Source organism: Rickettsia monacensis, assembly GCF_000499665.2.
GTDB classification, from domain to species: Bacteria; Pseudomonadota; Alphaproteobacteria; order Rickettsiales; family Rickettsiaceae; genus Rickettsia; species Rickettsia tamurae.
On the sequence record NZ_LN794217.1, the window covers coordinates 653,293 to 666,387 of the forward strand.

Sequence of the window (13,095 nt, forward strand, 5' to 3'; positions counted from 1 at the left end):
AGTATATGCATAAATATCGAACACATTGGGTGGAACATTCTGAAGTCAAAATATTAAGTACTACCAGTAAAAAACATGTAGCGTTAGTAGCAGGCGGTATGTCTGCCGAGTGTGAAGTATCGTTAGTGTCAAGTGAAGGGGTTCGTAAAGCCTTAGTTGAATTAGGATATAGAGTTACCTTTATTGATATGGGAGCAGATATTGCAGTTAGATTACAGGAAATAAAACCTGATATTGTTTTTAATTGCCTGCACGGTACATACGGTGAAGACGGTTGTTTACCAGGATTACTTAATATAATGCGGATTCCTTATACTCATAGCGGCGTGTTATCTTCAGCTTTAGCATTCGATAAAATATATTCTAGGAGCTGGTTTTTAACGAATAATATTAATATGGTAGAAAGTATTGTTGTAAATAAAAGCAATGATGTAAGAAACGATCCTATGAAACGACCATACGTTATTAAACCTCTTAAGCAAGGCTCAAGTATTGGTGTTGAGGTGATATTTGAGGAAGATAATTTTAACTTTGCCGATTATGATTTTCCTTACGGTGATCAGGTAATAATAGAGCAATATATAAAAGGGCGAGAATTGCAAGTAGCGGTATTAAACGGTAAAGCTCTTGGAGCTTTAGAGATTAAATTACTGAAAAATCGTTTTTATGATTATGAGACTAAATGTACTGAAGGATTTGCTGAGCATCTTTGTCCTGCTCCGCTACCTGCTAATTTATATGAAAAATTACTTATAGAATCAGAAAAAATTTATAAAACAATGAATTGTAAAGGTCCTGCTAGAGCAGAGTTTATTTTAGAAGAGCAGACAAACAAATTATATGCTTTGGAGATGAATACTCACCCAGGTATGACGCCTTTATCAATAGTGCCGGAAATTGCAGCTTATGCAGGGATAAATTTTACTAACTTAATTGAAGAAATTATAAAGACGGCAAGCTTTGAATCATGAGAAAAAAAACAAGCTCCAATAAAAAAAAACAAACAAAAAAAACTAATAATATCTCATTACGCCGAAAATTAGGATTAATTTACAAAAAAGCAATATTAGGGCTTAAGATTGCTTTAATTATCTTTGTATGTCTATTTGTTTTTACAAAACATTTTGCCGGCATAAAAACCTACTTAACAACAAATATATACCAAACAACAACAAAGCTTGGGTTTAAACTTGAGAATGTTATCATTGAAGGACAGCAAAATGTCGATGAGCCTACAATATTAAAGGTTTTAAATGCAAGTAAAGGTAGTCCTATTTTTGCTCTTAAATTAGACGAAATTAGAAATAATTTAAAGAAAAATAAATGGATCAAGGAAGTATATGTCAGTAGAAGATTACCAAATACGGTATATATAAAATTATTTGAAAGAGAAGCTATTGCTATTTGGCAAATTAATAATCAGCTTTTCTTAGTCGATGAAGAAGGTTACGAAATTAGTAAAAATATTCAGTCTTTTCCTCATTTGTTACATGTTGTAGGGGAAGGGGCAAATATCTATGCAGGTAAATTAGTACTAGAGCTACAGAAATATCCGGCATTAATGAATAAAACTTCAGCTGCCGTAAGACTCGGAGATAGAAGGTGGGATTTAAATCTTAAAGGTAATATAAGTATTAAGTTACCTGAAAAAGAGTTTGAAGAAGCATTAAAATATGTCGATGCGCTAAATAAAGCTAACAAGCTATTTAACCAAAATTATAAGGCTTTGGATTTAAGGGATAAGAATAAGTACTATATAGAGAAGTACTGAGAATCGTCATTGCGAGGAGAAACGTAGTTTCGAAGTGGCAATCTTGTCAAGCATCCTGAGATTGCTTCGTCGAATTACTTTGTAATTCTTCTCGCAATGACGTTTTTGGAATAACAAGCATAAAAAAATGAAAGAGAAAATATCAAATTTTGTAACACTTGATTTCGGCAGTAGTAAGATTGCCGTAATTGCTGCCTATGTTAGTAAAAAAGGTGAAATTAAAGTAGCTAGCCAAAATTTGCACCATTCTAAAGGTATTAAATCAGGAGTTATATCAGATTTAAAAAATGCTGAAACTAGCATTGTTTCGGCAATTTACGCACTTGAAAAAGATTGCGGTAAAAATATAAAAAAAGTTATATTATCATTATCGGGTGCCGACACTAAATCTTATTACATAAATTATACAATTAAAGTTAACGGGCAAACCGTAACGCAGCAAGATATTAAAAAGTTACTACAAAAAGCATTACTTGAATTTAAAGTTAAAAACCAAGAAATTATTCATTATTTTCCTCTTGAATTTACCCTTGATAATAATTCAGTCGAGAATCCTATCGGTATGTACGGTAGAGAGCTTAGTTGTGAATTACATATTATTGCAGCTAGTTCAAATATGCTATCAAATATTGTACAATGTTTCGCTAAATGTCATGTTGAAGTCACAAATATTACTCTAGCAATTTATGCTTCTGCTATTAGCTGTCTTACGAATGATGAAAAAAATCTAGGCTCGCTTATTATAGATATGGGGGATAAAACTACCTCTTTCGGCATTTTTTTTGCTGGTAAATTAATATATACGGGGCATGTAAATATAGGTAGTTTTCATATTAGCTCGGATATTGCTAAAGTCTTTGGTATTGATCTTGTTACGGCAGAGAAATTAAAAATTTTATACGGTAATGCAATTATACCTTTATTTGAGAAAGATAGTATTATAAATATGGATGATTTTCAGGTTGATACTCATCATAATTTAAATACTTCCGTAACAATTTATAAATTGGCTGAGGTAATAAGAGCAAGAGCCGAAGAAATATTATCAATGGTAAAAGCCGAATATGATAAAGCAACAAAAGGGCAGGTTGAAGTTTTTAGAGTTGTAATTACCGGCGGTGGGTCTCAGCTTAGAGGACTTAAAGAACTTTCAAATAAAATTTTTGAAAAACAGAGTAGAATCGGTAAACCGGAGATTATTGCCGGTTTTACAGAAGACTATAATCCGGCTATGTATTCAGCAACTATAGGAATGCTGAAAATTCATGCTCTAAAACAGCAAAAAGAATTCGCTCATATTAGACTTGATGAAAATAGCAGCTTCTTTAAAAAAGCTTTTGATTGGTTTAAGGAAAATGTTTGAATTTGATTATTATTTTTTTCTTGCTACTACTGTCGGAAAAATACCTTGAGAATCATATATAATTTCGAGGATTTGAAATCCTGCTTTTTCTAGCTGTTTACGTGTTTCGGCTTCTGTACGAAAACTTGCCATGCAGCGTTAATAATATCACTAAAAATAGACTTTTGTTTTAAAGCATCCTCAATATTAACATTTTTCCATGTAGATTCCTTTGATAATGTTGGAGGAGGCGTTAAAAAGCTTGCAATTAGTATGCCGCTAGGTTTAAGCACTTTACTAAATTGTTTATATAGATCAGTAACTTTATAATCATCAAATTCATAAATATTAAGACCATTACTCGTAAGGATATCATATTCCTCGTGAATATCAAGGTTCCAAGCATCTTGTTGCAAAAAGTTAACATGCGTAAGATGATGCTTTTTAGCGTTTTCTTGTGCTAGTTCTAAAGAAATAGCATCTAAATCAATCCCCGTCAGATGAATTTCTTTTATTTTGCTGTAATCTAATGTAACCCCGATTATGGATAAGAAATACATGGTTTATTAGGTTTAAGTTGGTAAGCAATAAGAGCAGAGAATAGAGAAGTAAAGAAATTAATAGGTGATCGATGTCTGGAAGGAGTAATATTAAAATTCTCTTTTATGTAGCCAAAAATGGTTTCGATAATGAATCTCTTCCTTAAAAGGATTTTATCCAAAAGAGGTAATAAATAGTTTTTCATATCCTTTCTTATTCCGGTAATTTTTATTAAACCTTGCTTATAAAGTTTTGTAAACATTTTTTCTGAAATAAACCCCTTATCATCATAACACTTACCTTTTAGACCTTTTTGATAACCATTGCTTCAAATGCAATTCTGTCATCAACATTACCTTTGGTAATTTTAACAGCAATAATTTCTCCCTTATCATTGATTATCATATGAAGCTTGAATCCAAAAAACCAATCGACAGAACTACGTCCCATTTTTGCAAGATTATTAAAAGTTCTGTTAGAATTAATTCTGATATTTTTACATACTGCAAAATGTGTGGAATCTGCATAATAAATTCCCGTTCTTTTCCCACTTAAGTAATGTAACATCACAATCAATGGCAGAAATAATGAAGGAATAAGCTGAACAAATCTCTCATAACAAGGTGGATTCCTGAACAAATTACCATTAATAATAAAGTTTTGGTAATAAGCTTTTAAATGTTTATATGCACTAAAATGGTAAAAATCATTATTGAGAGTTCTTCACTTAAGGAAAGCTTACCTTCTCTAAATCTTTGCTTATTACTTTTCAGCAATTGATGTTTTACCCATTTCTCATAAATTTTACAAAATTTATCTACTATACAAAATATTGTAGTATATTTACACATGTTATTAAACCTTTATTTTACTCCTTCAGTGCCCTATTTATATAAGGTTTAATAACTCTTGCAACCTTCCTTCCTCTCTATTCCTTATCCATAATCGGGGTTAATGTAAGCAAATCGTCCATAGTACCGCAAGGAACAGAAATAAATTGCATTCCGTCTTCTAACTTATCCTGTAAAATTTTTTGAAATATTTTAAAGCGTTCTTGGGTAGCTTTAATAGAAGGAGCATGATACAAAATCCATATTTCTAAAGGGTAGAGCTTTAAGACCATGAATTATTATATAAGATGTCCAATAACCATTAAGTCCTTTATTTGCCAACAAAAAACGACCTAACTCAAATTCACGTAATTGATCAAGGCAAGCTGTTCATCTAACGGCAAAGAAGTAGTATGCTTGTTTATCTAACTCTTTTTTGAGTCGCGAAGCATCAAAAGTAGATTTAGTTAATCCATGATGCGTTATTAATCTTGGCATAAATTATATAGGGTTTGATTCTATGTTTTAGGTCTATGCTTAGAACAAATTAGTACATTCCCTTTAACTTCGATAATAAAAAGTCGGTCGCCTGTTTTTGCATCGATTTCGTTTGGTGCAAGATAAGCATTCATAATAGCACCGGACCATCTTACTTGTCCTACAGTATCAGAAGAGACGGTAGAACTATAAACCTCTACCGTTTTGCCTATCATATCCGAGTAATTTTCTGTTTTATCAGTTTTATTATAAACATATTTTTTAAGAGGATAATATAATATACAAAACCAAATAAGCGATAATATACTAAAAAATGTTATTTGATTTGTTAAGCTAACTAGGGGGTAGTTATATACCACAAGAGTATTTGATAATGCTCCAAGCCCAAAGAATAAGAATCCAATACTTGGCACTGCAAAGAATTCAACAACTACGCAAATTATACTGATTATTAACCATATTTCGGTGAGATAATTATTTATCATGAACATAAGTTTTTAAAAATAATATTACGTCAGCTATGTCTTGTGGTTTTGAGATACCGGCAAAGGACATTTTAGTTCCTGGTGCATAGCTACTTGGTTTATGTAAGAAAGCAAATAAACTATCATCATCCCATACGCCGCCAAGTTTTGATAGAGCAGGGGAATATTTATAGTCTGCTATGCTTGCTTTTGGTCTGCCTGCTACATCCCACAAATGAGGTCCTAGTTTATTTGGACCGTCTTTATCAAGGGAATGACACATTAAACATTTCTTGGCTATCTGTGAACCATTATCGGCATTAGCGGTTTTCATCAATTCCGGTATATTGACCGGTGCTTGCGCTATTGCCGTAGTATCTTGATTTTCTGTGGATTCCTGAACTGCAATGCTATAACCGCGATGTAAAACTTGTAAGTTTGGTTTGTATAATATATTTGCAACAAATCCAACCATCATAGCAATTAAACTAGCAAATAAGATGGCTGCAACAATTTTATTTAATTCTTTTCCAGACATTTATTTTTTTTTATTAGAATTTATACTATAATTTAAGTTGTAAGAGAAGTTAATTAAATAAATAAAAGAAAAATTTATAAAAATATTGTTCTTTGGAGAGAAAAATAAATGTCTGATTCAAAAAAATCAAGGGTTAGAAAAATATTTAATAAGTTAAAATCTTATTGGACTAGTTTTAGACAAAGTAAAATCGCTAAAATATTATTTAGCAATAGTTTAAGTTATGCAGTTTCCGTAGCTTCTATAGCAATTGCGGTTTCCGGACTTTTTACTCCTATATCACCGATAATTATAGCTGTAGCTGTTGTTTCAGGAGTTAGCGTAGGAATTCAGGCTATAAATGAGACTTTAAAAGTGCATAGTTTGTGTAAACTTCATAAAGAGAATAATTTATTAGTACATAACAGAAATGCTAAAAGTCAGCAAGATTATATATTATCATTAGAACCGAGCTTAAAAGATATTTTAAAAAATGAATTATATACGCCGCAAACGGCAGGTAAGGATGCTACTCAAGATAAGTATGAGTTAAATGTAAATAAATTGAAAAGTACAGGACGAATATTTGGAAATAATCTAGGTGGAGCCGCAAATTTGGCTGCCTCTATTATTAAAGGTGCTAGCGGTAATGTGCTTGATATATTAAAAGCTACGGGTTACGGTGTAGTTACGACCGCATCATTAATTATCGACGGTCTTACTGAAAAGGAAAAAATAGAAATAAAAGCAATATTTAAATTAAATATAAATGAAGAATATAAAAAACAATACACTCCTGTATATGAAAATTTAGAACAATTAGAGGATTATACTAAGAATCAAGTATTGCAAACATTAGCTTTAAAAAAATTAATAAAGGATAAGAATTATTGGAGTATGAATAAAGACCAAAAAATACAAAAATTTCGAGAAATAAGAGGCAGTTTTAATTTTGAAATAAAAAGAAACGGTTTAGAAGAATTTTTTAGAGAAAATAAAATAACAATGGATAATAGAAAAGAGAGTTATGTTAAAGATATTAAAAATGTAATGAATCCATTTTATGAAAATCCTAGTAAAGCCGAAGGATATAGTCCTTTAACTAAAGCTATGGATAAAGATAAAGTTAATAATGCTGAAATAAAAAGGACGAAAAGTGAAAATTTAAAAAGGATGCAAAAAAGAAAGCGAAATTTAACAATATGAAATGATTATTATAACTCACTGCTAGTTACAAATTTGTAAGAGGTAGTATCGCTAAATATTTTATGCAATAATTCATTATTAAGAGCATGGCTGGTTTTGTAGCCTTTAATTGCACTTACAACGTTAGTGCCGCTGGTATATAAATCACCGAATAAATCTAATAGTTTATGGCGAACGAATTCATCTTCATAACGTAAGCCGTTTGGGTTTAAGATTTTATCCTGCTCATCTATTCCTATAGCATTCTCAAATGAGGCACCTTGGGCAAGCCCTTTGCTTTTCAAATAATCAACATCTCTTATAAAGCCAAAAGTTCTAGCATCCGCAATATTTTTAGTAAAAGATTCTTGATCCCTAAAACTTAGATTTTGTCTGCCTATAGCTTTACTGCTAAAATCAATGGTTAAATCTACAGTAATGTGATCGGAAGGAGTGCAATATAATTCACAATCTTTATGAACTACTTTTATATTTTTTAAAATTTTTAGATATTTTTTAGGAGCATTTTGTAATTTTTTACCTGCACATTCAATCATAAACACAAAAGGTTTACTACTGCCGTCCATAATTGGTACTTCAGGACCGTCAATTTTAATAATTGCATTATCAATGCCGCACCCCCAAAGTGCTGCCATTAAATGTTCAATTGTTGAAATTTGAACTTTATGATCATTACTTATAGTGGTAGATAACAAGGTATCGGAAACATTGAAATAGCTAGCTTCAATATAATTCTTTTCAGAAGATATATCGGTTCTAATGAATATAATTCCGGTATTTTCTTTAGCGGGTTCTATAGTTAACTGGGTGCGTTTTCCTGAGTGAACCCCGATTCCGTAACAACTAACCGGTTTTAATAATGTACTTTGCTGCATTTTAGGCATTGTAAAAATATATTTAAATATTAATATTTAATGCCGAATTATACAAGTTATATTATATTACAAAATATTACATAATCGTCATTGCGAGCGACTGAAAGCATTGTTGCATGGCTCGAGAAGCCCGCTCGGTGTCATACCGTGGCTTGACCACGGTATCCAGAAAATAACTTAACCCCGATTATGGATAAGGAATAGAGAGGAAGGAAGGTTGCAAGAGTTATTAAACCTTATATAAATAGGGCACTGAAGGAGTAAAATAAAGGTTTAATAACATGTGTAAATATACTACAATATTTTGTATAGTAGATAAATTTTGTAAAATTTATGAGAAATGGGTAAAACATCAATTGCTGAAAAGTAATAAGCAAAGATTTAGAGAAGGTAAGCTTTCCTTAAGTGAAGAACTCTCAATAATGATTTTTACCATTTTAGTGCATATAAACATTTAAAAGCTTATTACCAAAACTTTATTATTAATGGTAATTTGTTCAGGAATCCACCTTGTTATGAGAGATTTGTTCAGCTTATTCCTTCATTATTTCTGCCATTGATTGTGATGTTACATTACTTAAGTGGGAAAAGAACGGGAATTTATTATGCAGATTCCACACATTTTGCAGTATGTAAAAATATCAGAATTAATTCTAACAGAACTTTTAATAATCTTGCAAAAATGGGACGTAGTTCTGTCGATTGGTTTTTTGGATTCAAGCTTCATATGATAATCAATGATAAGGGAGAAATTATTGCTGTTAAAATTACCAAAGGTAATGTTGATGACAGAATTGCATTTGAAGCAATGGTTATCAAAAAGGTCTAAAAGGTAAGTGTTATGATGATAAGGGGTTTATTTCAGAAAAAATGTTTACAAAACTTTATAAGCAAGGTTTAATAAAAATTACCGGAATAAGAAAGGATATGAAAAACTATTTATTACCTCTTTTGGATAAAATCCTTTTAAGGAAGAGATTCATTATCGAAACCATTTTTGGCTACATAAAAGAGAATTTTAATATTACTCCTTCCAGACATCGATCACCTATTAATTTCTTTACTTCTCTATTCTCTGCTCTTATTGCTTACCAACTTAAACCTAATAAACCATGTATTTCTTATCCATAATCGGGGTTAACTAAAAATACTAATTTATTAGTATTTTTAACTGGACCCCGTGGTCAAGCCACAGGGTGACATTAAAATCTATATAATTTATACTTAATAAAATACCAAAAATGATAAGCTACAAAACTACCGACTACGGCAAAAACGGAAAATAAGAAATCACTGCCGTTAATAGTGCCGTAAGGTACATGAGATGATAAAGCTCCGGCATATATACCGATGCTGCACATTGAAAAATACGAAAATAAAGCTGTTCTAAGTTCGTAATCTCTAAATTTATCAATTAGTATTAAAATATTGCAAATATAAATGGATCCTAAACAACTACCGATTAGTATTATATATAATATATTAAGGTTTTTATTAGTTCCATGAAGCGGTAGTAAAATAAAGCAGACTAGTAGAATTATAGTTAGTGATAAATTAGCCAAATATTTATTTACTTTGCTTAATATATAGCATATAGGAATTATAGAAAAACATATTGCTAGGAAAATATATTTTAGTATAAGTCTTAAATTAATTAATGCTAATTCTTTCTTTAATGCAAAAGCTTCATAATACCATAATATATCCAAGGTGATATAAGCAACTACTAAGCCTGTCAATAATTGTAATTCGACATTTTTTATTAAGGATGAAAATTTTGAATTTAAATTTAATTTATGAGATGTAGGATTATAATGCAGAAATTCGGTTAGTATATTGATACAGTATAACAATGCACAAATTACTATAGTATTATTTGTCGGTTTTATAAATGGATTTAATAAATCTACCATTAAGTTTCCACCCGCCCATAACAACATTATACAAGCTAAAAAAAAATATTTCTTTTCTTTGCTACTCTCAATAATGTCTAATGTTATAGAAGTGAAATATGAAAATGTTCCAAAATTAATTAAAATAAAATTAATTTTAATTAAAGTATAATTATTTAATAAAATTAGGTTTATTGTACAAATAATTAATAAAGATAAGCTAATTAAAATAATTTTTTTATTACTTAACTTATTAATTAACTGTGTTAAGGCAAAGCCTGCGATTATCGAACCTATAAATTTAGTTTGATTTATATGATTTATTTGTTCTCCGCATAGATTTTTATTTATCAGTAAAAAGATTTTAAAATTATAAAAATTTATGGCATTGATACAGGAAAAAATAAATATTCCCAAAAGTGAGAAAAAAATAGTTTTGTAATCGTTTTTTAAAGTCATAAATTAAGTGTTTGCTAAACAATAAATACATGGTATATAACTCATTAATTATAATGATTAAGATTATTATCTTAAAAATTAAAGAGATTCTTAAAAATTAAAGAGATTCGTAATTCCATTATTTAAGTATATATGGATAGTTATTAGATTATCAGCTTTTAATCAAATATGGTAGTCTTAATTTATAATTTGTATATAATTATTGTTTAATTTTAAAAAAATTAATGAATTAAATAATATGAAAATATTTTAATGTAAGAAAAATAATAATATATTTTTTAGTATTTTAAGGAGGTGTTATTTGAAGTTTATCTAGAATTTCATTTTTGCTCTTTAATCATAGATAAATTATCTATTTAAATAAATTAATACAAGATAAGCAATGATTTTTCTTAAGATACAAGCATTATATTAATTATTTGTTCTTCAAGTTAGTGAGCAAGATAAATGAATAAAAAGATTATAATTGATGCTAATTTTCCAAGCGAAACAAGAGTAGTTTTATTAGGACAAAGCAACAATATAGAAGATATTGAATTTCAAACAACCGTAAGACAACAAAATAAAGGTAATATTTATTTAGCAAAAGTCACAAGAATAGAGCCGTCGCTACAAGCTGTTTTTATAGAGTATGGAATGGATAAAAGTGGATTTTTACCGTTTAGTGAAATCCATCCTAACTACTACAATTTGCCTGCCTCGGAGAGAAATTTTCCGGTTAATGCTTTTCCTGAAATAGCTCTTTCAAATATTACGGTTGAGGATGATAAAGAGAAACCGGCAGCTATATATGATTCTTTAGTTGATAGTGAAGAAATTGACCTAAAAACCATAGAAGATTTAGTAGAGAGTAAATTCCATTCAGAACTTAATTTAGAAGCAGCTGATGATATTGAAATTATTCAAAGCGACACCTCTGAGTCAAATATTCCGCAATATAAACAATATAAAGTTCAAGAAGTAATAAGAAAAAACCAAATATTATTGGTGCAGGTTGCTAAGGAAGAACGAGGAAATAAGTGTGCCGCTTTTACTACTTATATATCCTTGGCTGGTAAATATTGTGTTTTAATGCCTAATAAAGGTTCACAAAACGGCATATCGCGTAAAATATCAAACGGGGAAGAAAGAAAAAGACTGAAAGATATTTTAAATAAAATAGTAAGTGGTGACAAAAATGCTTATAGTATCATTGTTAGAACCGCAGGTAGAGGAAGTAGCACCTTAGATTTAAAGAAAGACTATAATTATTTAGCAAGGTTATGGAATAAAATTCGTAAAAGTACTATTAAATTTCCAGCTCCGTGTTTTATTCATGAGGAAGATAGTATAATACGTAAAACCATACGTGATATGTGTGATCACAATGTTAAAGAAGTAGTGATTCAAGGACAGGAAGCATATGAAGATGCTTCAAAATTTATGCAGGATTTATTACCTTCAGAGCTTTCAAAACTTAAAGAACATAAAAATAAAACTCCTATATTTACTAAGTTTCAAGTAGAAGAGCAATTAGTTAAATTATATCAGCCTGTCGTGACACTACCTTCAGGGGGATATATCGTTATTAATCCTACGGAAGCTCTTATTTCAATTGATGTAAATTCCGGTAAATCAACTTCTGAAAAAAATATCGAAGAAACGGCACTAAAAACTAATTTAGAAGCAGCCAAAGAAGTAGCAAAGCAAGTAAAGCTTAGAGATCTATCAGGTTTGATAGTTGTTGATTTTATAGACATGAGCGAAGCTAAGAATCGTAAAGTTATTGAACGATCCTTTAAAGAGTTTTTAAGTCATGATCGTGCTCGTATACAAACCGGTAATATTAGTCAGTTTGGACTACTTGAATTCTCAAGGCAGAGATTACGTTCTTCTTTCTTAGAAACTAATTCGGCAATTTGTTCTCATTGTAACGGTAAAGGAGTCATTAGAGCGAGTTACGCTAATGCTATGTTAATTTTACGTACTATAGAGAATGAAATTTTTGAAGAAAGAATTGATGTAATAAATGTTTTTACCAATATCGTTTCAGTTATTTATCTACTTAATAATAAACGTGCTGAAATAAAATTTATTGAAGAAAAATATAATATAAAGCTTAATTTTTATTCCGATCCTAATGCTACATCAGATAGTTATTCGATTGAAAAAGTGAAGTTGTTGAAGAAAAATAACAATAATGTTAATCCTGTTAAGCCGGTAATTCAGAATCATAGTGCCGATTATACTGAAGAAGAGCCGAAAAAAGAACAGTTACGCAAAAATAAACATAAATGGAAAACAGCTAATAATAGTAATAATATTGCTAATGAAGTAAAAGATAAGAGTTTAGAGGCAAAAGAACCGGTAGAGCAAACCGTAAGCGTTGTGGAAGAGGTGAAAGTTGTAGAAAGTAATGCCGGCTTAGAAGAAGCACAAGCTGCTCCAAAAAAGACAAAACGTAGATATCGTAATAAAAAATCAAATAAGAAATGTCCTGTTAATACCGCCGAAGATACGGAAAAGAATGTAGAGTCTTGATTTGAGGGGTGGGTAGGTTATTGTTGTATGACTCCTCAATCGTCATTGCGAGCAGCCATAAGCTGCGTGGGAATCTCATGAAATAATAAGAAACTCATAAGATTACTTCGTCGAATTACGTTGTAATTCTTCTCGCAATGACGAAGCAAAAAAAACATAAACTTAAAATAAAAGTGCAGAA

General features: G+C 30.2%; 15 protein-coding genes. 7 read left to right on the forward strand and 8 right to left on the reverse strand.

Translation table 11 applies throughout. The features are described from left to right. Positions 1–5: 5 nt before the first annotated feature. From RMONA_RS03400 to ftsA, 3 genes are all read left to right on the forward strand, one after another. Positions 6–971, forward strand: coding sequence for a D-alanine--D-alanine ligase (locus RMONA_RS03400; RefSeq protein WP_023507662.1), 966 nt, complete (start codon positions 6–8; stop codon positions 969–971). Next, positions 968–1,771, forward strand: coding sequence for a cell division protein FtsQ/DivIB (locus tag RMONA_RS03405; protein WP_008580305.1), 804 nt, complete (start codon positions 968–970; stop codon positions 1,769–1,771). The genes RMONA_RS03400 and RMONA_RS03405 overlap by 4 nt, the downstream gene beginning before the upstream one ends. Before the next feature lie 127 nt (positions 1,772–1,898). Continuing rightward, positions 1,899–3,134, forward strand: coding sequence for a cell division protein FtsA (gene ftsA, locus RMONA_RS03410; protein WP_023507663.1), 1,236 nt, complete (start codon positions 1,899–1,901; stop codon positions 3,132–3,134). Positions 3,135–3,223: 89 nt separating this feature from the next. On the opposite strand, the gene RMONA_RS03415 is transcribed toward ftsA, so the two are convergent. The 6 genes from RMONA_RS03415 to RMONA_RS03440 all read right to left on the reverse strand — a co-directional run bounded on the left by RMONA_RS03415 (position 3,224) and on the right by RMONA_RS03440 (position 5,983). Further along, the gene (locus tag RMONA_RS03415) at positions 3,224–3,673 is read right to left on the reverse strand and encodes a class I SAM-dependent methyltransferase (protein ID WP_023507665.1); all 450 of its coding nucleotides are present in this window, start codon (positions 3,671–3,673) and stop codon (positions 3,224–3,226) included. Then, positions 3,655–3,915, reverse strand: coding sequence for a transposase (locus RMONA_RS10890; protein WP_023507102.1), 261 nt, complete (start codon positions 3,913–3,915; stop codon positions 3,655–3,657). Before RMONA_RS10890 ends, RMONA_RS03415 begins: the two co-directional genes overlap by 19 nt. Positions 3,916–3,956: 41 nt before the next feature. Continuing rightward, the gene (locus RMONA_RS10895) at positions 3,957–4,220 is read right to left on the reverse strand and encodes a transposase (RefSeq protein WP_023507103.1); all 264 of its coding nucleotides are present in this window, start codon (positions 4,218–4,220) and stop codon (positions 3,957–3,959) included. A 361-nt stretch (positions 4,221–4,581) separates the two neighbouring features. Further along, complete coding sequence (locus tag RMONA_RS10250; protein ID WP_242402832.1) at positions 4,582–4,740, reverse strand: hypothetical protein; 159 nt, start codon at positions 4,738–4,740, stop codon at positions 4,582–4,584. Positions 4,741–5,001: 261 nt separating this feature from the next. Further along, the gene (locus RMONA_RS03435; RefSeq protein ID WP_023507669.1) at positions 5,002–5,472 is read right to left on the reverse strand and encodes an NfeD family protein; all 471 of its coding nucleotides are present in this window, start codon (positions 5,470–5,472) and stop codon (positions 5,002–5,004) included. Further along, the gene (locus RMONA_RS03440; RefSeq protein WP_023507670.1) at positions 5,456–5,983 is read right to left on the reverse strand and encodes a c-type cytochrome; all 528 of its coding nucleotides are present in this window, start codon (positions 5,981–5,983) and stop codon (positions 5,456–5,458) included. The genes RMONA_RS03435 and RMONA_RS03440 overlap by 17 nt, the downstream gene beginning before the upstream one ends. 108 nt (positions 5,984–6,091) lie before the next feature. Between RMONA_RS03440 and RMONA_RS03445 the strand changes: the two genes are divergently transcribed. Then, positions 6,092–7,168, forward strand: coding sequence for a hypothetical protein (locus tag RMONA_RS03445; protein WP_023507671.1), 1,077 nt, complete (start codon positions 6,092–6,094; stop codon positions 7,166–7,168). Positions 7,169–7,176: 8 nt separating this feature from the next. Here RMONA_RS03445 and lpxC read toward each other — a convergent pair whose 3' ends face one another. Next, on the reverse strand, positions 7,177–8,043 hold the full coding sequence (lpxC, locus tag RMONA_RS03450) for a UDP-3-O-acyl-N-acetylglucosamine deacetylase (protein ID WP_037231273.1): 867 nt from the start codon (positions 8,041–8,043) through the stop codon (positions 7,177–7,179). Between the two features lie 565 nt (positions 8,044–8,608). On the opposite strand from lpxC, the gene RMONA_RS03455 reads away from it, so the two are divergent. Next, positions 8,609–8,872, forward strand: a complete 264-nt coding sequence (locus RMONA_RS03455; protein WP_023507103.1) for a transposase — start codon at positions 8,609–8,611, stop codon at positions 8,870–8,872. Between the two features lie 29 nt (positions 8,873–8,901). Further along, a complete protein-coding gene (locus RMONA_RS03460; RefSeq protein ID WP_046058373.1) occupies positions 8,902–9,174 on the forward strand; it encodes a transposase in 273 nt (90 codons plus the stop codon). 71 nt (positions 9,175–9,245) lie between these two features. Here RMONA_RS03460 and RMONA_RS03465 read toward each other — a convergent pair whose 3' ends face one another. Beyond that, entirely contained in the window at positions 9,246–10,394 is a 1,149-nt protein-coding gene (locus RMONA_RS03465; protein WP_023507674.1) for a hypothetical protein, read from the reverse strand. Positions 10,395–10,841: 447 nt separating this feature from the next. On the opposite strand from RMONA_RS03465, the gene RMONA_RS03470 reads away from it, so the two are divergent. After that, complete coding sequence (locus tag RMONA_RS03470) at positions 10,842–12,914, forward strand: Rne/Rng family ribonuclease (RefSeq protein ID WP_023507675.1); 2,073 nt, start codon at positions 10,842–10,844, stop codon at positions 12,912–12,914. Positions 12,915–13,095: the final 181 nt, after the last annotated feature.